We start from the raw sequence: 22,650 nt of genomic DNA, 5'->3' as shown, positions 1-22,650 counted from the left end.
TCATATCCACTTAAAAAAACAAAAGGAAATAACAAAATCCTGTCAACCATCGTGCAAATGCACGTTTAAAAAACCAATAAGTTCGACAGATTAATATCTGTGATTGTCACACATCAAGATATTACCACCGGAATGGGTGATTAACATTTAGCCTGTAATGAATCTAATAAAATAAGATCCAGGATAATATGAAGTAAGGCTGGCGGTAATAATCAGGAAGTGAAACATGCTGTTTCAGCGGGGAATAAATTGGGCAGGCCGCCGTCACTATCGGCCAAAGAGTTTGCCAAGAAGATCTCGCAGATGCATCAGTTCAGTCTCATCCGTTGTGGCGTCGAGTCGAACGATCAGCTTAAGACATACGGAAGTACAGCTAAGATTTTTCCCCTGACGGAGTATTTCTACGGTGATTTTTCCAAGAATCTCAATTTGATAAGGGTGAGTGACCCGGCAAAAATAACTGCTAATCCCGCCGGATTTTTCCGGAAGCATGCCATCTTGATGCATAGGAAGTCCTGGCTAAAAAAGTGGGCGATGCCGCAAAATAACTGATGCCCGTGTTCAAGTACAGTAGAGATTGAAATTAACAACTTAATCCCAGAAGAAGACTCTCGCGGAGAGGCCAAATGCAACATGCTACCAGACACTTTGACAGATTCAGGTCATTACACAGTGCTAATTGCCATAATGCATTGCGCAAAGCGGGAGGCGTTGTATAGTTTTGATTGAACTCGGTGAGTTTGTGTCTGATAACACGTGTACTGCATTTGAATATGACGTCAGCAACAAAACATTTTGACGACAGCGCCGGCTTTGTACAGCCAATCAACCCTCCACATGGGATATCTATGCAGCAGACCAATATTGAGTCAGAGATCGTTCAGCACTTTCGCCAGACGGGAATTAAACTGGCCGTAGAAACACACATCCTGGACGATATTGTCCAGTCTATTTCCGCCGCTGGGGGGATGGTGAACAACAAAGCCATTATCCTCCACCTTATCGCGGAGCTCGATGGCACTTCCGATCCTGTCAGGCAAAACGTGTTGCGAAACATACTGGAGATAGTTGTTGGCCGTACGCCGGATGATGAAGGGTTTTAGTATCTGAGTAATGGGTCTCGCAAGGATTGCTGAAGTGAAGGTTGGGGAGACCCAAACTCAGTTGTAGTGAAGATTAATGAATCTAAGGATTTAAAACTTGAAATTGTGAAGGTATCAATGCATCAAACGGGCCAGAAATTTTATCGCTTCCCGACAGGCGTTAACAAAATCTGGTTCTTCAGTATTTTGCGCCATCCTGTGGAGCTCATTGATTATCTCATGAACGGTCAGCGGCTGGTCCGGCTTAAGTAGTCGTGTTACAACCGTTCCTATAGCGACATAGATATCTTCAGTGGTAGTGTCATCTATCACAAAACCTCTCTAGACAGGTGGACAAGTGTTTATTATAGCACAATCCAGTTTATTGTGCTGACTGGCGCCTTGCCAGCATTGCTTATCGACTGTGGTGAGCGGCGTTAGTGGATCTGCTGTCGTGAAGGTATATCAGCGGACGAACTGTCTTTTTCCCCGGAACTGTTCAGCCTTTCCGACCGGATTTCTTTTATTGCCCGTACTGCCGCATTGACGCGATCTTCATCAAGTTCGTTAGCAACGATCGCATGAAGTTTGGCCAGTAGCGAATGCCACGTGATGGCGGCGTTGTCATTGAGCAACTCCGTGACAGCTTCGCCAATAATGTGCTCTGTCATTTTTTCATCTGAATGATTATTCATCGGTCAATTCCTGTAACGTGTTTAACGCGAAGCTTAACATAAACTCAAAACAAACATGACAGGCCAATCCCGCCGCTCTGCGGTGAAGCCCTCAGTACCCTGTACACCGGTCATTATTCTCTATGTCTAAACATATCCCCCGCCCGTCAGCGGCTGGCTGGCATTCTTCAAGACATTATTCAGCCGCTGCAATGCGTTAGAAAGCTGGGTGAGATCCCGCGCGCCGCCGAGTGAAATCCGGATACCGGACAGCACGCCGCCAACGGGTGAGAACACATAAGATGGCGTAATCCCCAGCCCGACTTTCGCCGCCGAATGCACCAGTGAATGAGGATCGAACCCCGCTTCACCCTCCAGCCAGACGTGTAGCCCGAACGGACTGGAGATAATTTTTCCGGGCAGAATACTGTTCGCCAGCGCCACGCGCTGAGCATTTTCCTGCCGCAGTTCCTGCAGCAGCGCCATCGCCGCGCCGGAATTGATCCAGTCCGCCGTGACCGCCAGCATCAGCGGGTTAGCAATCAGTACGTTGGCACGGATAATACCCGCCAGCGGCTCCCACGAGGTGGATTCAGGGCAAATCACCCAGGCCACGCGTACGCCCGGGGTCAGGCACTTCGACAGCGTGGATACATACCAGCTATTGTGCGGTGCCAGGGTGGCAATCGGTGCAGGCGGCTCATCCGGCAGCAGGCCGTAAGGGTCATCCTCGATCAGCGTCAGATTATGCGCTATCAGCGCCGCCGCTATGGCTTTACGCCGCTCGGCGGAAACAGTCAGCGCCGTGGGATTGTGGATCGTGGGGTTCAGATACACCACTTTTGCGCCATAGGTTTTGCAGGCATGGAGCAGCCCGTCAGGATCCATCCCCTGTTCATCGGCCGCCACGGTGACAATCTGCAGGTTATGCTGCCGGGCCGCGGAGATAAATCCCGGATAAGTCAGTTCATCCGTCACCACCACGTCACCGGGTTTGGTCAGCAGCGCGAGCAGCGCACTGATGGCCGTCTGCGCACCCGGGCAGGCCACCACCCGCTGGCTGTCGAACTCACCGAGCAGCGGTTTCAGCCACTTTACCGCCGCATTGCGCTCCACTGCTGAACCGGCCCCCACGTGATAGGTCATCAGCGATTCCGCATCGATTGAGGACTGCAAACGTTCTAAGGAGCGGCTTATCAACGGCAGTATTTTTGCCGATCCCGGCGGCGTATTCATGCTCAGGTCGATATGCGACAGCGTATCCGGCTGGTAGGAGATAAACGATCCCCTTCCGCTCGCCGCCTGCGTCAGATTTCTTTCGCGCAGCTCATTGTAGGCACGAGTGACCGTGGTCAAATCCACCTTCAAAAATTCTGCCAGCTCACGCTGGGTCGGCATCCGATCCCCGGGCAACAGCTCTCCGGCATCAATTGCGGCGGTCACCATATTGATGATTTGCTTATATCTTGCCCCGTTGCCCGGCTTTATCGGATAGATCCAATGGGTTTTTATCGAGATTGTCTTCTTTTTTTCGGCAAATGACATAGATCACCCTTTAAAATACCCATACAAAAGAGTATAAAAAGCGCCTGTTGTTGCAAATAAAATGCATTTAATCGCTATCTTGTATGGATTTTGTTGGCATATAAACACAAAACCAAAAAGAGGATAACAAATTGATAACAGGGTCGACTGTAAATGGTGTGAAACAGATAGCCGTGGAAATGCTGTCTGAGCACCGCGTATTGCCAGAAGGATACAACATTTCGCCTGCGGAACTCTGCATAAATGCGAAGAAATTATAGGGTATTCAGGATGTTGAAAAACGCACGAAATTCAATTAAGGCAATGATTGTTCTTGCAATTATCCCCTTAATGTCCGGCTGTAACTGGACACTGTTTAACTCCAAAGGCCAGGTGGGCAAAGATCAGAGCAACCTGATTATCACCGCGATTCTGCTGATGCTGATCGTGGTTATCCCGGCGATTCTCATGACCTTTGCCTTTGCATGGCGCTATCGCGCTGGGAACAAAAAGGCGAAATACACACCTGAATGGGCGCACTCCACGAAGGTTGAGATCGTTGTTTGGGGCGTGCCGCTGATTATCATCATCGCGCTGGCAATTATTGTATGGATAAGTACCCACCGTCTCGATCCCTACAAACCGTTAGAATCTGCAAAACCGCCCCTCACGGTTGAAGTGATCGCCACCGACTGGAAATGGGTATTTATCTACCCGGAAGAAAACATCGCAACGGTCAACGAACTCTATATTCCCGTCGACCGCCCGGTCTCTTTCCAGATCACGTCTGACTCCACGATGAATACCTTTTTCATCCCACAGCTGGGCGGCCAGATTTATGCCATGGCCGGCATGCGAACTCAGCTTCATCTGATAGCTGATGAAACCGGTCAGTTTGACGGTATCTCGGGCAACTTCAGCGGACCGGGATTCTCGGACATGAAGTTTATTACCCATTCAACCTCCGACGACGAATTCCATAACTGGGTTAGCCGGATTAAAGCGGAAAACCATCCCTTGAGCTTCAGTGGCTTTAAAACGCTGGCCCTGCCTTCCGAAAAACATCCGATTGAATATTACTCCAGCGTTGAGCCGGAGCTGTTCCAGCGGATTATCGACCAGTACATGGACTCCGGTATGGACCGGCACGCAGATGACGCGCATGCCGGCATGAGTATGGGTTCAGCCGAAATGCATATGAGCCATACAGGCGAATAAGAACGATGGAGCAAGCGATGTTTGGCAAATTAACATTAGATGCAATCCCCTATCACGAACCCATCGTCATGGTGACGGTGGCCGCCATTATTCTGGGCGGGCTGGCGGTGGTGGCGGGCATAACCTGGTTTAAAAAATGGACCGTGCTGTGGAACGACTGGCTGACCACCGTTGACCACAAGCGCATCGGCATTATGTACATCTTTGTAGCGCTGATTATGCTGATCCGCGGTTTTGCGGATGCCATTATGATGCGTACCCAGCTGGCGGTGGCCGGTGGCGGCAGCGAAGGTTTCCTGCCGCCCCATCACTACGATCAGATCTTCACCGCCCACGGCGTGATTATGATCTTCTTCGTTGCCACACCGTTTATTACCGGTCTGATGAACATCATCATGCCGCTGCAAATCGGCGCGCGCGACGTCTCGTTCCCGTGGCTTAACGCACTCAGCTTCTGGCTGTTCGTCGGCGGGGTTATTTTGGTTAACCTCTCCCTTGGCGTCGGTGAATTCGCCCAAACCGGCTGGGTGGCTTATCCGCCGCTATCGGGGATCAAATTCAGCCCCGGCGTTGGGGTCGATTACTATATCTGGAGCCTGCAACTCTCGGGGCTGGGTACATTACTGACCGGGGTGAATCTGTTTGTTACCATCCTGAAAATGCGCGCGCCAGGCATGAAACTGATGACTATGCCGGTATTCACCTGGACCACACTGGTGACCTGCGCGATTATCATTGCGGCGTTCCCTATCCTGACGGCGGCGCTGGCAATGCTGACGCTGGACCGCTATCTGGATATGCATTTCTTCACCAATGAATTGGGTGGGAATGCGATGATGTACGTGAACTTGATTTGGGCCTGGGGCCACCCGGAAGTGTATATTCTGGTGCTTCCCGCCTTTGGCGTGTTCTCCGAAGTCACCCCCACATTTGCCCGCAAAAAACTGTTCGGCTACACCTCAATGGTTAGCGCCACAGTGGCCATCGGTATTCTGTCGTTTATCGTCTGGCTGCACCACTTCTTCACGATGGGGTCCGGGGCCAGTGTTAACGCCTTCTTCGGTATTATGACCATGATTATCGCCATCCCGACCGGGGTGAAGATCTTCACCTGGCTGTTCACCATGTATCGCGGCAACTTGGTCTTTACCACGCCGATGCTCTGGGTGCTGGGATCGCTGGTGACCTTTACCGTCGGCGGCATGACCGGCGTGCTGTTAGCCATCCCCGGCGCGGATTTCCTGCTGCACAACAGCCTGTTCCTCGTGGCTCACTTCCATAACGTGATTATCGGCGGGGCGCTGTTTGGTTACTTCGCGGGCTTCGGCTTCTGGTTCCCGAAAGTCTTCGGCATCAAGCTGAATGAAAGACTGGGCCGCTACTCGTTCTGGTGCTGGATTATTGGCTTCTATCTGGCGTTTATCCCGATGTATATCCTCGGCTTTATGGGCATGACCCGACGCCTGAACCACTACACCAACCCGGACTGGGGACCGTATCTGAAGATCGCCGAAGTCGGTGCCTTCTTTATCCTGTTTGGCATTATCTTCTTCCTCGCGCAGATCTACGTCAGCGTCCGCGATCACTATAAACATAAGCAGCAGCCCTGCGCTGAAGATCCGTGGGACGGCCGCACGCTGGAATGGGCCACCTCCTCGCCTCCGGCATTCTATAACTTCGCCGTCGTTCCGCATGTGGACAGCCTGGATTACTGGCACGAAGCGAAGAAAAAAGGACTGCCGACCAAACCCGCTAAATACGAAGCATTCCTGATGCCGCGGAATTCCGCCTCGCCGTTTGTGGTGTCGATGATCGGTACCCTGCTGGGCTTCGCACTGATCTGGCATATCTGGTGGCTGGCAATCTTCTGCGTGTTTGGTATGGCCGCGGGCGTCTTTATGCGCGTCTATGACCAGGACATCGAGTACACCGTCACGGCGGAAGAGATTGAAAAAATCGAAAAACAGCGCGTTCATTCTGTTACGGAAAAGGCTTAACTATGAGTAGTCACACACTCAATCCAGCTCTGCATCATCAGGCAGAGCATGAGCATCACGATCACGGGACCAAACTGGGTCTGTGGATCTATTTGATGTCCGACTGCATTCTGTTTGGCAGTTTCTTCGCCACCTACGCGGTGTTGAGCGACGCGTTTGCCGGCGGGCCAACGCCAAAGGATATCTTCGAGATCCCTTACGTTCTCACCGAAACCTTTATGCTGCTGCTGTCGAGCATCACCTGCGGTTTCGTGATGATCGCACTTCGCCAGGGGAAAAAGAATCAGGTGCTGTTCTGGTTGGCCGTGACCTTCCTGTTTGGCCTCGCCTTTGTTGGAATGGAGATTAACGAGTTCCATCATCTGATTGAGAATAACGCAGGTCCCGACCGCAGCGCCTGGCTGTCTGCATTCTTTACCCTGGTGGCGACACACGGCCTGCACGTTAGCGTTGGTCTGATCTGGATGGGTATCATGATCCACCAAATTATGACCCGAGGACTGGGAGGCAAAACGACCCTGCGGCTGGAGTGCCTTAGCCTGTTCTGGCACTTCCTCGATCTGGTATGGATCTGCGTCTTTACCGTTGTCTATCTGCTGGGGGCTTATTAAATGAGTAAGGCGCTACACCATTCCAAGAGCCACGATCACGGCAGCTATAAAAGCTATCTTACCGGCTTTGTGCTCTGCGTGATTTTAACGCTGATCCCTTTCATGCTGGTGATGTATCCGGCGGGGCCTCGCTGGGTCACTATTACGCTTTTTGTGGTGACGGCGGTGGCCCAGCTGCTGGTACAGCTGGTTTATTTCCTGCATTTAAATCGTAAGACCGAGGACGGCTGGAATTTGGCAAGCTTTGTCTTTACTCTGCTCATTCTGCTCATCATTATCGGGCTATCAATCTGGATCATCTGGAGCATGCATTACCACATGATGATTAACCGATAATAAAAATGGCCTGTTGTTTATATTCAACAGGCCATTTCTTAATTTTCATTCTTAAACTTTGCTGCATGCTGCTTAATCAGTTCGGCGCAGGATTCATTATCGAAGTAATCTCTTATTTTATCTTTACCTCCTCCTTCGGCCTGAGTACAGGCATCAATCTGCTTTAACGAATTCTCTTTCGCGGATGATTTATCCTGCAGCGTCATACAGAGGATCATCACGCCATATACCGCCGCGATAAAAACGCAGGCTGCCAGCATAAGCATTACGCACCCGGTTTTGCCGTGTTCCTTTTTTCTGCCTGTTATTCGATTCACCTATAGCTCCAATAAAAAAAGCCCGACCCCAAAATGGGGCGGGCATACGAACAGGAGGGATCACACACTTAAACAACAACACCTCCCTTGTCGAATTAAATATTACGCCCCACACAATACCAAGTAAAGTTAAATATAAAAATAAAACTGTTATAGTATTTACTTCGGAGACTGTTATCGTTACCGCTCGTCAATAAGTTACCATAACAATTAATTAACCCATTACTCAACGTGGAATATATTCCCTCAGAAACCCGTATGTTTTTTATCATGTAAATTATTTGCTGATAAAAATTCGCCCCAGGACGCCAGACTTTCAGAGAATAGCCACGGTGATATTGTCATATCACTGACGAGCCTTATACGACGGCATGAAAATCCCTGGCAGAGTCGATCACCGGTGCGACAATCTGGCTACGGATGACAAAGTCGCCGAACCCTTCATCTGCATCACGCCCGGCAGACCAGCGGGCTATCAGTTCATCCATGATTTTCAGCAGCTCGGCGCTGCTGAAATTATCGCGATAAAGCCGGGGGATCCGTGTTCCCTGCCGGTTACCACCCAGGTAAAGGCTGTAGCGATCAGGTGCTCTGCCGACCAGCCCCATTTCTGCCAGCATGGCGCGGCCACAGCCGTTCGGGCAGCCGGTGATGCGGAAAACGATGGCTTCGTCGGTGAGTCCATAGCGGTCCAGCGACTGCTCCAGGCTTTTTACGAAATCAGGCAGTACCCGTTCGGCTTCCGCCATTGCCAGCGGACAGGTTGGGAACGAAACGCAGGCCATGGAATTTTTTTCCAGATGGGTAACAGTGTCGTCGATCAGACCAAACTGGCGCGCAATATCGTCAATCTGCTGCTTTTTATCGTCGCTAACACCCGCCACGATGATGTTTTGATTCGCCGTCAGGCGGAAGTCACCCTGGTGAATTTTCGCAATTTCAGCAATGCCGCTTTTAAACGGATAGCCGGGTTTATCAATCAGCCGTCCGCTGGGAATAAACAGCGTTAGGTGCCACTGCTTATCCACGCCTGCAACCCAGCCGATACGATCGCCGCGCCCGGTAAGCTGATACGGCTTCACTGGCTGGAAGTTGACGCCCGTTCGCTTTTCCACCTCGGCTTTGAATACCTCAACGCCTACGCGTTCAAGGGTGTATTTAGTTTTGGCATTGCGCCGGTTGCTGCGATTACCCCAGTCACGTTGAACCGACACCACCGCTTCAGCAATCTGCAGCGTCTGCGCCAGCGGGATAAAACCAAATTCCGACGCCAGCCGCGGCCAGGTGGAGGCATCTCCCTGGGTCATGGCCAGGCCACCCCCGACCAGCACATTAAAACCGATCAGCTTTCCCTTCTCACCCACGGCAATAAAGTTAAGATCGTTAGCATGAAGGTCGACATCATTCTGCGGCGGGATCACCACGGCAGTTTTAAATTTTCTTGGCAGATAGGTGGCACCGAGAATAGGCTCCTTCTCTTCATTCAGCGATACTTTTTCTTTATCCAGCCACACTTCGGCATAGGCATTAGTACGCGGCAAAAGATGTTCGGAGATCTTTTTTGCCCATTCGTAGGCTTCAATATGCAGATTCGACTCAACGGGGTTGGCCGTGCATAATACATTTCGGTTTACGTCCCCTGCGGTGGCTCTGGAATCCAGCCCCAGCCGATGAAGTAATTGATGTACGGGTTTAATATTATGTTTTAATACGCCATGAAACTGAACGGTTTGACGATTGGTAATACGGATGCTGCCATACAGCGTATTATCACGCGCAAACTCATCTATGCCTAACCACTGCTGCGGCGTAATTATCCCACCCGGCAGTCTCACCCTGAGCATGACGGTATGCAACGGCTCAAGTTTTTGTGCAATACGATCCTGACGGATATCGCGGTCGTCCTGCTGATACATACCGTGAAAGCGAATCAGCTGGAAGTTATCGCCGTCAAAGCCACCGGTAATATCATTTTCAAGATCGCTGGAAATGGTGCCGCGAAGTAATGCGCTATTGCCTTTTAACCGCTCGTTATCAGACAGTTTTTCATCGCTCATAATAGACTTACCACTCTTCATCATAATGAATGGAAAGTTAATCACTGAAAACGGACTGCCACCATGCACAGAAATAATCTAGCGAGCTATAACAGTTGATTTATATAGCGCTAATCACTTTTATTTATTAAACCTATCGATTCCGCAAATAATAAGCCATGAACGCATGGCTTATTATTATATCGAACAGAAATATGAACAGGCTAAATGTTATAAATCAATCCGCATATTATTACAGCGAAGCGACATATTGACCTCTCAGCTTGCTTTCCTGCAGTTCATTACGCTTCGCGCAGCCAGGGTGTAAAGGTCACGCCCGTCAGCAGGCCTTCCGGGCTGAGCAGTCGCGTCACCGTCTGGCCCCAGGACTCTTCGCGCTCTGCCACCAGCAGGCGATAGCCCTGCGCCTCCAGCGTGCAGGTCGCCGCCTGAATATCACGCACTTCGAACTCGATCCATCCCTGGGGTTCGGGCAGATCGGAAGGCCACTGCTCGCTGCCGAAGCAGGATAACGCGGCCTGCGCCAGTGGCCACAGTGCAAAATGTTTTACCCCACCCAGCGCATCGTGCTCGCTCAGCAGGTAGTCGTCATTTCCTTCCATTGCCTTCAGCGGTAAACCGAGTGCATCGCGATAAAATGCAGTGCTGACTGCGCTACTGCGCGTGACTGGCCCAAAACCGGCAACAAACAGAACATCTACTCCCGCTAAATGCTGTGTCATGGCGCTTCCCTTTTTCACATTATCGACATCAGTACATTCTGATGCCGATAACGTAGCAGGGTTTTTCGATGAAAGCGAAATCGCTGCCAGCGCCTTATTCCGTCACCAGTTGACCATCGCGCACCGAATAATTTTTCTGGTTATCTGGCCCGATAAAATCACTGGCGGGTTTTCCGACCACCAGATTGTCCCATGCGGTTGATTTCACCGGACGATAGCTTGCAGCATCGGTTATTGCGCCTTTCCCCGTGTAGCGGGCGATGTAGGGATACGGATAAACCGGGCGCGTGGCCTTGAAGTCCGGCATCGCCTCACCCAGCGGTGAACTTTGCCGCTGCACGCCGTGGAACTGGGCTTCTGCAGATTTTTCCTGCCCCGCTGTGGGCGCGGAAGGGGGAGCCGCAGGCAGACCGCGCGGATCGTGTACGGCCTTACCGACAATCAGTTGCTGCGGCGCTTTACCCTGCTCGGTCCAGGCCATTAGCGGGGTCAGCAGGTCCAGCTGATCAGGGCCATCTCCGCCGCCACAGTGCCCGACGCCCGGCAGCAGGAACAGTCGGGCAAAGCTATCGGTGACAGCATTACCCAGCTGTTTTTGTACGCCGCGATAGTAGGCCAGTGAGAAGGCTGGCGACACCGAATCGTCCGCCAGACCGTGCCACATAATCAGTTTGCCGCCGCGCTGCTGGTAGCGGCTCAGGTTCGTATTACTGGCGTTATAGAGCGGAGCAAGTTCGGCTACCTTCTTGAAGTTGTCCAGGGTAAGCGGGAAGTCCTTCATCGCGGCGATCGGCTTTTTATCACCCGGCAGTAATACCGATTGCAGCGCGGGCAGCACCATGCTTTCCGCCATGGAATGACCGGTTGCCGTTTTCGGCACCGGCCAGCGCAGTTCCGACCCCAGAGGCAGGCCACCGAGGACAAACTGATTTCCGGCATCATCGGTCGCGCCGCGATAGAGTTTTTCCGCCACGCGAATCTCTTCTGCCGTCAGACAGTCGGATCGATTCTTCACGTCTGCCGAACACAATTTCACCCATTTTGCAGAGAAACGGCAGGCGTAGGGATTTTCAAGAACACCGTCACTAACGCCAGAAAGCGTCGGGCAATTTTTTATCACTGCCGCATGCAGGATCGGTAAACGGTCCTGTAACAGGATTGCCGAACCGTCGGCACGCTGATTAGCCATAATGCTCCAGCCGTGGAAGAACGAGTTCTGGAACTGGAAAAACGCCGCTGGCGCACCGGCAGTGATGCCGTCAAAATCATCCGGGTAGCGCTGTGCTTCCATCAGCGCTTCGCGGCCGCCGTCCGAGCAGCCCATAAAGTAGGCGTATTTTTGCGGCTGATGGTAATAGGCCTGAATCAGCGCTTTCGTGAGCTGAGCCGTAAGATGGTTAGCGCGCCAGGCAAAATCAATCCGCTTCTGCGGATCCTCCGCCCAACTGGCGTCCATCATGCCACCACCGTGCCCCATATCGGTGGCCGCCACGGCGAATTCGCCGTTCATTGCCGGCAGACAGCCGCTGGCGTTGGATAAGCTCAGATTGACGTTACCGCACAATCCACCACAGCCAACCTGCAGGAAACGCTGCGTCCAGCGCTCGGCAGGCAGCGCCACTTCCACACTGATTGCCGGTGCAATGGTCGCGGTGACTTTGCAAAACGAACCCTTTGCGGTCTGCAAAGTTTCTGCCATTTTCACCGTAACGTTCTCGCCCAGCTGCTCACTGAATGAAACCTTTGCCAGCTGCTCACAGGCAATCGCCGGTTTGACCACCGGCAGAATTTCTGCCGCAGCCGCCTGAGCGGTTATGCTAGCCACAGCGAAAAGCGCCAGCCAGCGCAATGATAGATGCAAAAAAGATGTCATCGGAAATGGCCTTATCAGATCGGTCAAATTGAGAATAATATGATTAAGCGTATCTGAAGCGGCGCGGAAAATATGGGTTATTACGCTTTCTTTCGCCTTTCTTTGCAAAAAATCCTGAGGGCTCTGGTATAGGCTGATTCCGGGCTTAACTCAGGGTAACGGCCTGATGTTGAGGATCATCAAGGATCACCATCGCGAAGGACAACGCCACGATGAAAACTGTACGCAATGTGACTTATGAATTGCTGCGCCGCAACGGTATTAATAAGATGTTCGGCAACCCGGGTTCTAACGAACTCCCCTTCCTGAAGAATTTCCCCAAAGATTTTGACTACGTGCTGGCTCTGCACGAAGGCGTTGCCGTGGGCATCGCTGATGGCTATGCCAGGGCCTCGGGCAAACCCGCGCTGGTCAACATTCATTCTGCGGCGGGTACCGGCAACGCCATGGGGGCGTTGGCCAATGCCTGGAGCGGTCATTCACCGCTGATTATTACCGCCGGGCAGCAAACCCGCGCGATGGTTGCTCTGGAACCCTTGCTCACCAACATTGATGCCGCAACGCTTCCCAGACCGCTGGTGAAATGGAGCCGGGAACCGGCATCGGCACAGGAAGTGCCCCACGCCTTCAGTCGCGCGCTCCACACCGCCACCGCCGACGCGCCCGGACCGGTGTATCTCTCTATTCCCTATGATGACTGGGATAAGCGGGCAGATGAGTCGTCGTCCAGCCTCCTGAAACGTCGGGTCAGCAATGCCCGGGCGCTGCCCGAAGAGGCGCTGCTGGGGCTGGTTCAGCGACTTGACGCAGCGGTTAATCCGGTGCTGATTCTGGGGGCCGATGTCGATGCGGCGAATGCCAACGAGGCTGCGGTCGAGCTCGCGGAAAAACTCAAGTGCCCGGTATGGGCCGCGCCGTCCTCGCCGCGCTGCGCGTTTCCGACCCGCCACGCCTGCTTCAGGGGGATGCTGCCCGCCGGGATTGCCTCGCTCAGCCACCTGCTTGCCGGACATGATTTGGTTATCGTTATCGGCGCCCCGGTGTTCCGCTATCATCAGTTTGAAGCCGGGCCTTTTCTACCCAAAGGATCTGAACTGATACTCATCTCCTGCGACCAGCAGGAAGCCGCACGCGCGCCGGTCGGCGATGCCTGGATTGGCGACATTCATCCCATCCTCAACCAGCTTGCCCGTCACGTAACCTGTCGGGACCAGGCGATGCCGGATGCCCTGCCCGTTCCCGCCGCTGTACCGCCCTCTCAACCGCTCAAGCCGGAGTCCGTTTTTGATCTGATAAACAGCGTAGCGCCGCCCCGTTCCATCTTCGTCAATGAATCCACTTCAACCATTCCTGCGCTGTGGCAGCGCATCAATATGGCTACTCAGGGCAGCTATTACCTCGCAGCGGCCGGTGGGTTGGGATTTGCCATGCCGGCTGGCGTCGGTATTCAGCTGGCCAGTCCCGATCGGCAGGTCTTTGTCATCGTCGGTGACGGCTCGGCCAACTACAGCATCCAGGCGCTGTGGACCGCGGCACACTATGCGATCCCGGTCATTTTTATCGTGATGAGAAACGGCACCTACGGCGCGTTACGTTGGTTCGCGGACGTGCTGGATGCCACGGATATTCCCGGCCTGAATCTGCCGGATATCGATTTCACGGCGCTGGCAGAAGGCTACGGCGTTCAGGCATCCAGGGCCAACACGCCCGAGCAAATCCGCACGGCAATCAGTCAGGCGCGGGCATCGGGTAAACCCGCCTTAATTGAGGTAGAAACCGGCTGGACAGATGGGGGAGAGAAACCATGAACAGCAGGCGGGTCAACGTTGAAGATTACCGGCGGCTGGCCAGAAAAACATTGCCTCGAGTAATCTTTGATTACCTGGATGGCGGCGCTGAGGACGAAAAAGGCCTGGCGCATAACCGCAACGCGTTTGACCAGTGGCGTTTTACGCCGCACCGGCTGACGGATGTCAGCCAGCGGGATATATCCACGTCGCTGTTTGGCACACGGTGGAGCGCGCCGTTTGCCATCGCGCCTACGGGGTTTAACAGTGCCCTGTGGCCAGATGGCGATATTAAACTGGCCAGTGCCGCCGCCAGCGCGGGTATCCCGTTTATTCTTTCCACCGCCTCCAATGCGTCGATTGAAGAAGTCGCCCGCTGCGCCGAAGGGGAAAAATGGTTCCAGCTCTACGTCGTCCAGCAGCAACTGGCAGAAAAGCTGGTCATGCGCGCGCTGAAAGCAGGCTATACCACCCTGATTGTCACGGTGGATGTTGGGGTTAACGGCAATCGCGAGCGCGACAGGCATAATCAGTTCAGTCTGCCGCTGAAGTCTACGCCTTCGCTGATCCTGTCCGGCTGCCTTCATCCTTCCTGGACGCTGCGATTCCTGCAAAACGGCATGCCGCAGCTGGCCAATTTTGTCAGCACAGAAAACGGCAGCCTGCAGGCGCAGGCCGCGGTGATGAGCCGCCAGATGGATGCCGGTTTCAATCCGAACAGCCTGAAACGCCTTCGTGAACTGTGGCCGTACAGGCTGCTGGTCAAGGGCATTATCCGGCCGGAAGATGCGGAGGTGTGTATAAGCTGCGGCGCCGACGGCGTGATTTTATCCAATCACGGTGGCCGCCAGCTCGACGGTAGTCTGGCGCCGATTGAAACCCTGGCCGAGGTGGTCGCCCGCATCGATCGCCCGGTACTGGCCGACAGCGGATTCCGCCGGGGTTCCGATATCGTTAAGGCAATTTGCCTTGGTGCGGATATGGTGCTGCTGGGTAGGGCAACGCTTTACGGGCTGGCCGCGCGGGGGCAGCAAGGTGTTGATGAGGTCATTGCGCTGCTGAAGGCGGAAGTAGACTGTACCCTGGCACAGATTGGCTGCCCCGCCGTTGATGAGTTGTCAGCGGCGTATCTGCGACGTGTGTCCTGAATAAACGGACAGCATGATGCATTCATGTTGTCTGACTGCCAGTCGGGAGTTTCCCCGGCTGGCCGAGGCCTTTTGCCTCATAACATCCGTCAGTCCGATCGGTTACATGGTTCAGTCGGTCACTTTTCCACGCGGATCGTCAATATGCTGTATTGCCACATCATAACGCACCCCTTCGCGATGCAGGATGCGGACTTCTTTCACGACGGTAGATAGCGCCTGTAAAAAAGTTGCGGAATGTTCATGCCTTTCATAAGCGTCGATATCCGCCCAACCTTCAGAAAGATGGAAAGCATCGGGATTCACTAAATCCTGCGAGAAAGCATAGAACACACAGCCGGGAAGCTGCTGTGCCGCCTGCATTTCTGGTTTCACCGCATCGATAAAGGTCTGCCGATCTTCCGGATGAACACGGTAATAAGCACTGACCACGATCGCCGTTGGCTGCGTTTTATCATGGTCACCAATGCTGGAAATACGTGCATCGGTAAAGGCCCGCTGTGCGGCCAGCGTATCCATTGACTCTCTTAGCAGAGTAATCTGCCCCTTTTCTGCCACAAGACGCCCAGCATAGGTTTGTTTATAGATTTGACCGGTAGCGGGAACCTCAGCCTCAACGCTGTATTCGGCAAACGCCTGAGCAGGCGTATCGATCAGGAACCGGATGTTGCGGAAGCGGAAATCCGGCACCTTTTTCAACAACCCGGCGATAAACGCCTGAATCTGCTCACGGCCCTGCACGCGGTGCGGCAAACCCAGCGTCTGAAGGTAGGGAAGCTCCAGCACGCCGTCTTCAGCGAACAGTGAGGCGGCTGCCTGCGGATCCTGAATAGCATCGAGATAGTTTTGCAGTAACTGAATAGCGTTTTTCATCCTGTTGCTCCTGAAGTATTGAGTGGATGCCCCGTTGCCGGTGGCGTGGGATAACAATAAAAAACTTCAGATACATTGAAAACAGCAATGAATGAAAGCTATCATTTCAAAAATGCAATAATGGCGTTAGCACAGACAGAACGACGGCGCCGCAGCTCAGGGCCAGCGCCAGGCAGGTTCCGCAAGGTGACGGGCAAAAAAGTCCGATAGCACTCTGACTTTTAGCGGACGACTGCGCGCGGTGGGCGTGACGAAATACAACCCGCCCTGAGTCATCGACCATTCATCCAGCAAATGAACAAGCCGACCATCGCGCAGGTACTCTGCGGCAATAAACTCCGGCAGTTCTGCAATACCTAACCCTTCCAGCAATGGTGGCAGCAGTGCATCCGAGTTGGTCACCCGCAGCGGTCCGTTCGGCACGATATCCTCCTGCGCACCGCTGCTATGGCTGAAGCGCCAGACCTGGCTGCGGGCGCGATAGGCGTAACTAAAGCACTGCCTGCTGCTCAGTTCGCGTGGATGCAAAGGAGTGCCGTGCTGCGCCAGATAGGCCGGTGAGGCAACCAGATACTGAGTGACCGGGCACAACCGACGGGCCACCAGCGAAGAATCAGGCAAAGCGGCAATACGCAGCGCGGCGTCAAAACCTTCGGCAATTAAATCCACTGAAGCATCGGACAAATGAAGATCGACATTCAGCTCCGGAAACTGGCGGATAAGTTCCGGCATTAGCGGTGCCACCCAGCGCAGGCCGAACGACATCGGTATCGCTAACCTGACCTGACCGCGTGGCTGGACGGAGAGTTCGTGAGCCTCACTCTCTACCTCTTCTGCCTGACGATAAATATCCGCGGCTTTCGCCGCCATGCTGTGGCCAAACTCCGTCAGCGCCAGCTGTCGCGAAGTACGGTTAAAAAGCCTTCCACCTAACCGCTCTTCAAGCCGCGCTACCGCCCGGGAAACGGTGGGAACGGAAACGCCCATAACGCTGGCTGCCGCTGCGAAGGATCCCTCTTCCGCCACTTTGGCAAACATCGCCAGCCCTTCAAAATCAGGAAGTTTACTCATTTCAATTCTGCAATGATGGATTTCAAACCATTCTATTTTGAAAAGATCGACTCGTCGATATGCTTCTTCCATCGCGACAGACCGTCGCAGAACATCCAGCCCTATGAGGCGATTAGACAAACAAACGGGAGCAAACCGATGAAAAAATTTAGCGTACACTTAACCGCCTTCGCCTCAGCTCTACTACTAGGTGCGGCATCGCTTTCCACAACGGCATTCGGTGCGCGGCCTGAGGACGCTGAATGAACCTGTTACCAATGCTGATGGTACTCGGTGGTTTTACTTCCTGACACCGTGGGGATCGCAGATTGAGCTGGTGACTAATACGGGTAAAACTGCATAATAGTTTGCTTATTCCTGAGTTCCCAATCTGAAATAATAACGTGAACAGGTTAAAGGTGATAATAACACCCCTGCGTTAATTTAATTATCACCAACAAAAATGCTGAATTAAATTAATGACCAAGCCACATAAACAGGATGAATAACAAATTTAACTACAAACCCGAATACGATACCAATCAAAAAATGAATACTAAAAAAAATTACATGGAGTTTGCGATACCGTACGCAATTTCACGCATGGAGAACAGAAACAAATTTAATAACTCATGCGCTAAAGTATAATCCCGCCCGGTGCTTGAGGCTTTTTATCTCAGGTGACCGGCAGTACGAGGTTGTTGAGGGATAAAAAGAAGAAAGCCCCGAAGGTAATGTTAATCACCAACGAGGCCCACTCTTATGCCTAGACAACATCAGAGTAGTCTCTTACCCGCAGCAATGCAAGGAGCAAGAGCGATGAAACTGCCCCCCCTAATCATTATCGTGTTAATACTCTGTATTACCGGTTTGATATTTACTTACTTTACCCGTGAGACGCTGTGCGAATTACACTGGAAAAGTGGTGACAGGGAGGTGGCTGCCTTCATGGCTTGCGAATCCGGTAAGTAGCGACCTGCACGGGGGAGCAATCCCCCGTTTTCAGGCTGATGCGTCAGGGCATAGCTCACAGCACCAGCAATACGGGGCTATCAGTGAACGCTGATAGTCCCGTCCTTTTTAGAGCAACAAAAGTACTTACCTTATGTCGCCTGGGAATGGTTAGAGGGCCAGTAAGGAAAATAGCGTGGATGGTTTGGCTATCTACGATTCTCGTCGCTGGAGAAAGTAAAGTGAATCGATTACAGCCATTAATAATATCACCGAGTTAATTAATTTAATAAAAATAAAACCATCTCTATAAAACCAATAACCAAGTCACATAACACAAACAAATAACAAACTGACCTTAATTAATAGCATCAGTTCAATGCGCAGATGAAATAATAAATTAATTACACGAAAATTGCGATACCGTACTCAATTTCACGCATAGGGAGCAGAAACAAATTTAATAACTCATGCGCTAAAGTATAATCCCGCCCGGTGCTTGAGGCTTTTTATCTCAGGTAACTGGCAGTAACAGGTTGTGAGGGATAAAAAGAAGAAAGCCCCGAAGGTAATATTAATCACCAACGAGGCCCACTCTTATGCCCAAGAAACATCAGAGTAGCCTCTTACCCGCAGTAATGCAAGGAGCAAGAGCGATGAAAATACCACCCATAATCACTATCGTGTTAATACTCTGTATTACCGTTTTGATATTTACCTACTTTACCCGTGAGACGCTTTGCGAATTACGCTGGAAGAGTGGTGACAGAGAGGTGGCTGCATTCATGGCTTACGAATCCGGTAAGTAGCGACCTGGACGGGGGAGCAATCCCCCGTTTTTAGGCTGATGCATCAGGGCATAGCTGACGGCACCATCAAAACGGGGTTATCAGTAAACGCTGATAGCCCCGTCCTTATCGAATTTTCTCAACGCCTGTCAGGAATAATACTCAGGAGCTTTCTTAAAGCCCGCCCAGGCATCCGGATCGTGCCCGGTGACCACGATTGCATCGTTACGCTCGGCAACGTTACGCAACTTCTGCACCGAGCGCACGGAATCTACCGCCGAGGCCAGGAATCCCGGCAGCGCCTTTTCTTCCCAGTGATCTACCGTATAGGCGGCATCGATGGTCAGCAGCAGCGGTTTACTGTTGGGCAACCGCACCAGGAACGACTGGTGCCCGGGCGCATGTCCGGGAGAGAAGATGGTGGTCAGGGTGCCGTCGCCGTACACATCGTAAAAATCATCCTCGGTGCCGTTGAGGAACTGCCAGTTCAGCCCCGGCTTGTCGAAGTCTTTACGAATATAGCCACCGGCGGCAAACCAGTCCGGCGTGAAGGCATATTCATACTCCACGCGCTGCACGATATGTTTGGCATTCGGGAAGCGGCCAATGGCGCCGGTATGGTCAAGGTGCAGATGCGACTGCACGACGTATTTCACATCCGCCGGATCGATGCCCAGCGCCTTAATCTGATCGACACAGCCCTGATCTTCCGCCAGAACCGGCCAGTAGACATCGCAGATACCGCCCCAGTGGCCGCGAGGATCGGTGGCGACTTCAATGGCGTTGCCGCCATCAATAATAGTGTGCCCGTCAGGATGGGTGATCAGGAAAAACGGTACCGGAATTTCATAATCCGCGCCGCTGCCCTGATTCATTTTTATGTTGTGCACTTTGCATTTCAGGGTGCCGGACTGAAGCATATAGAGTCGGATATCGTTCATACTGGGCTTGCCTCTTTTTTATAGTGGGTACAGTGATACGTTTGAGTCAGGTCGTCAGAATGCTTGTTGATACAGAGTCAGTGCGTCTTGTTCCTGCACATCTACCGGGTTGTTGGTCAGCAGACGCGTTTGCAGCATGGCATCCGCCGCCAGGCGCGAGAGGCTTTCCTCCGTAACACCCACATCGCGCAGACGGCGCGGCGCTCCGCTCTCCTCCATCAGCGTCAGCATATGCTCAACAAAGGCGGTGGAACGCTGGTCGGCGTTGCCGCTGCCCGGAACGCCCAGCACGTCCGCCAGTTCGGCATACAGCGGTGCGGCGGCGCTGGCGTTGTAGCGCAGTACCGGGCCGAGCATCAGCGCGTTCGAAAGGCCGTGCGCAATGTGATAGTGCCCACCGAGCGGATAGGCAAGCGCATGTACGGCGGCCACCGGCGAGTTGGCAAATGCCTGACCGGCCAGCGTTGCGCCCAGCAGCATCCCCTCACGCGCCGCGCGATTTTTACCGTCGCGGCAGGCGGCTATCAGGTTGGCACCGAGCAGACGCAGCGCTTCGCGCGCCAGCGCATCGGACAGCGGGTTCTTTTTATGTTTGCTGGTATAGGCCTCGATCGCATGCACCATGGCATCAATGCCCGTTGCGGCGGTATGGATCTGCGGCAGCCCCACGGTGAGTTCGGCGTCTAAAAGGACGAAATCCGCGTACAGCTGCGGCGATACCACGCCCATTTTGGTGGTTTCACCGGTAGTGATGATCGAAATATTGGTCACTTCCGATCCGGTCCCGGCGGTTGTCGGGATCAGCACCAGCGGCAGGCGGGATCCGCTCACCTTACCGATGCCATACATCTCCGCCAGCGGCTGTTCGCTTTCCACCAGAATCGCCGCCAGCTTGGCAATATCCAGCGATGATCCGCCGCCAAGACCAATCACGATATCGGCATTTGCCCCACGTGCCGCGTCGGCACAGGCGTGAACAATCTGCTCCGGCGGATCGGCGACCACCTGGTCAAACAGGGTCACGGTAAATCCCGCTCCCTTCAACGAAGCCTCGATAGGCGCAATCAGTCCGGCCTTAATCAGCCCGGCATCGGTCACCAGCAGGGCATTTCGCGCCTTAAACCGGGCCGCAACGATCGTACCCAGTTCCTGAGCACCTCCCCATTTCACTTCAATGGAGGGCACGGTGCGGAACTCAAAGGGATTGATAGTCATTATTCCTCCTCTCAGGTAACGGGCATGCTCAGGCGATGACCGAGCACAGATATTTAATTTCCAGATATTCATCAATGCCGTGGTGCGAACCTTCACGCCCCAGCCCGGACTGCTTCACACCACCAAACGGCGCAACCTCATTGGATATCAGTCCGCTGTTGTGGCCCACCATGCCGTACTCCAGCGCTTCTGCCACCCGCCAGGTGCGGCGTACGTTTTCGGTATAGAAGTAGGCCGCCAGGCCAAATTCGGTATCGTTAGCCATCGCAATCACCTCTTCTTCCGTTTCAAAACGGAAAAGCGGCGCGACCGGCCCAAAGGTTTCCTCACGGGCGATTTTCATTTGCTGGGTGGCTTCGGCCAGCACGGTCGGCTGATAAAAAGTGGCCCCCAGCGCGTGGCGTTGTCCGCCGATCAGCAGCTTTGCCCCTTTAGCCAGCGCATCGGCGATATGATCTTCCACTTTTTCAACGGCGCTGGCGTCAATCAGTGGTCCGATAGTGACGCCCGGCTGGTGACCGTCCCCAACTTCCAGTGCGGCAACGCGCGCCACTAGCTTCTCGGCGAAGGCGTCATAAACACCGGACTGAACGTAAATACGGTTGGAACAGACGCAGGTCTGGCCCGCATTGCGATATTTCGACGCCAGCGCGCCTTCGACGGCCGCATCCAGGTCGGCATCGTCAAAGACGATAAATGGCGCGTTGCCGCCCAACTCCAGCGACAGCTTCTTGATCGTGGGTGCCGACTGCGCCATCAGGATCCGGCCGACTTCCGTCGAACCGGTAAAGGAGAGTTTTCTGACCGTGTCGCTGGCGGTGAGTACCCCGCCAATTTCTTTTGCATCACCGGTGATCACCTGCAACACGCCCGCAGGGATTCCTGCCTGCTCCGCCAGCACGCCCAGCGCCAGCGCGGTCAGCGGCGTCTGTTCGGCGGGTTTCACGATCATCGTGCAGCCTGCGGCCAGGGCCGGTGCGGCTTTTCGGGTGATCATCGCCGCCGGGAAGTTCCACGGGGTGATCGCCGCACAGACGCCGATCGGCTGCTTCATCACGATGATGCGTTTATCGCTGGTGGGTGCAGGAACGGTTTCGCCGTACACGCGTTTGGCTTCTTCCGCGAACCACTCAACGAAGGAGGCGGCGTACAGCGCTTCTCCTTTTGCTTCCGCCAGCGGCTTACCCTGCTCGGCGGTCATCAGCGCGGCGAGATCGTCAGCATTCTCAACCATCAGCGTAAACCAGCGGCGAAGAATGGCGGTTCTGTCCTTCGCCGCCATGCGACTCCAGGCAGGCAGCGCGGCTTTCGCGGCGGCGATGGCGCTTTCCGTCTCGCGGCCTGTCAGCGAGGGCACCCGAGCAATAATGTTGCCGCTGGCCGGATTATCCACCTCAATCTCACGGCCATCGCTGGCAGAAATCCATTCTCCATTAATCAGGCAGCGGTCACGCAGCAGTGCTGAATTCTTGAGCTTGATCATAGC

The 22,650-nt window shown here is 53.5% G+C and carries 21 protein-coding genes; 9 read left to right on the top strand and 12 right to left on the bottom strand.

Annotated features, from left to right (window positions below):
• Positions 1-267: 267 nt before the first annotated feature.
• Positions 268-507, bottom strand: a complete 240-nt coding sequence (locus EC836_RS11945) for a biofilm development regulator YmgB/AriR family protein (protein WP_123333323.1) — start codon at positions 505-507, stop codon at positions 268-270.
• 341 nt (positions 508-848) lie between these two features.
• Here EC836_RS11945 and EC836_RS11940 point away from each other — a divergent pair, with 341 nt between their 5' ends.
• Positions 849-1,103 carry a biofilm development regulator YmgB/AriR family protein gene (locus EC836_RS11940; protein ID WP_123333321.1) on the top strand — a complete coding sequence of 85 codons (255 nt, stop codon included), beginning with the start codon at positions 849-851 and terminating at the stop codon, positions 1,101-1,103.
• Between the two features lie 416 nt (positions 1,104-1,519).
• Here the strand turns inward: EC836_RS11940 and EC836_RS11930 are convergent, their stop codons facing one another.
• Both EC836_RS11930 and EC836_RS11925 read right to left on the bottom strand, forming a co-directional pair.
• Positions 1,520-1,777, bottom strand: a complete 258-nt coding sequence (locus tag EC836_RS11930; protein WP_123333317.1) for a hypothetical protein — start codon at positions 1,775-1,777, stop codon at positions 1,520-1,522.
• A 126-nt stretch (positions 1,778-1,903) separates the two neighbouring features.
• Positions 1,904-3,301, bottom strand: a complete 1,398-nt coding sequence (locus tag EC836_RS11925; RefSeq protein ID WP_123333315.1) for a PLP-dependent aminotransferase family protein — start codon at positions 3,299-3,301, stop codon at positions 1,904-1,906.
• Positions 3,302-3,544: 243 nt separating this feature from the next.
• Here EC836_RS11925 and cyoA point away from each other — a divergent pair, with 243 nt between their 5' ends.
• The 4 genes from cyoA to cyoD are packed head-to-tail and all read left to right on the top strand — an operon-like array spanning position 3,545 to position 7,442.
• Positions 3,545-4,498: a ubiquinol oxidase subunit II gene (cyoA, locus tag EC836_RS11920; protein ID WP_123333313.1), complete on the top strand. Its 954-nt coding sequence runs from the start codon at positions 3,545-3,547 to the stop codon at positions 4,496-4,498.
• 17 nt (positions 4,499-4,515) lie between these two features.
• On the top strand, positions 4,516-6,495 hold the full coding sequence (gene cyoB / locus EC836_RS11915; RefSeq protein ID WP_123333311.1) for a cytochrome o ubiquinol oxidase subunit I: 1,980 nt from the start codon (positions 4,516-4,518) through the stop codon (positions 6,493-6,495).
• A 2-nt stretch (positions 6,496-6,497) separates the two neighbouring features.
• Positions 6,498-7,106 carry a cytochrome o ubiquinol oxidase subunit III gene (gene cyoC, locus EC836_RS11910; RefSeq protein ID WP_123333309.1) on the top strand — a complete coding sequence of 203 codons (609 nt, stop codon included), beginning with the start codon at positions 6,498-6,500 and terminating at the stop codon, positions 7,104-7,106.
• Positions 7,107-7,442 carry a cytochrome o ubiquinol oxidase subunit IV gene (gene cyoD / locus EC836_RS11905; RefSeq protein ID WP_123333307.1) on the top strand — a complete coding sequence of 112 codons (336 nt, stop codon included), beginning with the start codon at positions 7,107-7,109 and terminating at the stop codon, positions 7,440-7,442. It begins immediately after the preceding gene.
• Between the two features lie 38 nt (positions 7,443-7,480).
• Here the strand turns inward: cyoD and EC836_RS11900 are convergent, their stop codons facing one another.
• From EC836_RS11900 to EC836_RS11885, 4 genes are all read right to left on the bottom strand, one after another.
• Complete coding sequence (locus EC836_RS11900; protein WP_123333305.1) at positions 7,481-7,708, bottom strand: hypothetical protein; 228 nt, start codon at positions 7,706-7,708, stop codon at positions 7,481-7,483.
• A 410-nt stretch (positions 7,709-8,118) separates the two neighbouring features.
• Positions 8,119-9,840 carry an assimilatory sulfite reductase (NADPH) hemoprotein subunit gene (gene cysI / locus EC836_RS11895; protein ID WP_123333924.1) on the bottom strand — a complete coding sequence of 574 codons (1,722 nt, stop codon included), beginning with the start codon at positions 9,838-9,840 and terminating at the stop codon, positions 8,119-8,121.
• A gap of 257 nt (positions 9,841-10,097) precedes the next feature.
• Complete coding sequence (locus EC836_RS11890) at positions 10,098-10,538, bottom strand: VOC family protein (protein WP_123333303.1); 441 nt, start codon at positions 10,536-10,538, stop codon at positions 10,098-10,100.
• Between the two features lie 94 nt (positions 10,539-10,632).
• Positions 10,633-12,411: a tannase/feruloyl esterase family alpha/beta hydrolase gene (locus EC836_RS11885; RefSeq protein WP_123333302.1), complete on the bottom strand. Its 1,779-nt coding sequence runs from the start codon at positions 12,409-12,411 to the stop codon at positions 10,633-10,635.
• Positions 12,412-12,623: 212 nt separating this feature from the next.
• Between EC836_RS11885 and mdlC the strand changes: the two genes are divergently transcribed.
• Together mdlC and EC836_RS11875 are read left to right on the top strand one after the other, a co-directional pair.
• A complete protein-coding gene (mdlC, locus tag EC836_RS11880) occupies positions 12,624-14,219 on the top strand; it encodes a benzoylformate decarboxylase (protein WP_123333300.1) in 1,596 nt (531 codons plus the stop codon).
• Positions 14,216-15,346 (top strand): alpha-hydroxy-acid oxidizing protein, encoded by a 1,131-nt coding sequence (locus tag EC836_RS11875; RefSeq protein ID WP_123333298.1) that lies wholly within the window; start codon positions 14,216-14,218, stop codon positions 15,344-15,346. Before mdlC ends, EC836_RS11875 begins: the two co-directional genes overlap by 4 nt.
• Before the next feature lie 111 nt (positions 15,347-15,457).
• On the opposite strand, the gene EC836_RS24980 is transcribed toward EC836_RS11875, so the two are convergent.
• On the bottom strand, positions 15,458-16,219 hold the full coding sequence (locus EC836_RS24980; protein ID WP_123333296.1) for an antibiotic biosynthesis monooxygenase: 762 nt from the start codon (positions 16,217-16,219) through the stop codon (positions 15,458-15,460).
• A gap of 156 nt (positions 16,220-16,375) precedes the next feature.
• Positions 16,376-17,290, bottom strand: coding sequence for a LysR family transcriptional regulator (locus tag EC836_RS11865; RefSeq protein WP_123333294.1), 915 nt, complete (start codon positions 17,288-17,290; stop codon positions 16,376-16,378).
• Positions 17,291-18,031: 741 nt separating this feature from the next.
• On the opposite strand from EC836_RS11865, the gene EC836_RS11850 reads away from it, so the two are divergent.
• Together EC836_RS11850 and EC836_RS11845 are read left to right on the top strand one after the other, a co-directional pair.
• Positions 18,032-18,241: a type I toxin-antitoxin system Hok family toxin gene (locus EC836_RS11850; protein WP_370347542.1), complete on the top strand. Its 210-nt coding sequence runs from the start codon at positions 18,032-18,034 to the stop codon at positions 18,239-18,241.
• 635 nt (positions 18,242-18,876) lie between these two features.
• Entirely contained in the window at positions 18,877-19,029 is a 153-nt protein-coding gene (locus tag EC836_RS11845) for a type I toxin-antitoxin system Hok family toxin (RefSeq protein ID WP_123333289.1), read from the top strand.
• A gap of 128 nt (positions 19,030-19,157) precedes the next feature.
• On the opposite strand, the gene attM is transcribed toward EC836_RS11845, so the two are convergent.
• Genes attM through EC836_RS11830 form a run of 3 tightly spaced genes read right to left on the bottom strand, consistent with a single transcriptional unit; the run spans position 19,158 to position 22,644 of the window.
• Positions 19,158-19,949, bottom strand: coding sequence for an N-acyl homoserine lactonase AttM (attM, locus tag EC836_RS11840; RefSeq protein WP_172606559.1), 792 nt, complete (start codon positions 19,947-19,949; stop codon positions 19,158-19,160).
• A gap of 54 nt (positions 19,950-20,003) precedes the next feature.
• A complete protein-coding gene (locus tag EC836_RS11835; RefSeq protein WP_123333287.1) occupies positions 20,004-21,164 on the bottom strand; it encodes an iron-containing alcohol dehydrogenase in 1,161 nt (386 codons plus the stop codon).
• A gap of 28 nt (positions 21,165-21,192) precedes the next feature.
• Complete coding sequence (locus tag EC836_RS11830; protein ID WP_304466145.1) at positions 21,193-22,644, bottom strand: NAD-dependent succinate-semialdehyde dehydrogenase; 1,452 nt, start codon at positions 22,642-22,644, stop codon at positions 21,193-21,195.
• Between the last annotated feature and the right edge of the window lie 6 nt (positions 22,645-22,650).

It is taken from the genome of Erwinia sp. JUb26 (assembly GCF_003751505.1).
Classification (GTDB): Bacteria; Pseudomonadota; Gammaproteobacteria; order Enterobacterales; family Enterobacteriaceae; genus Erwinia.
This window is presented reverse-complemented; position numbering and strand designations above follow the sequence as displayed.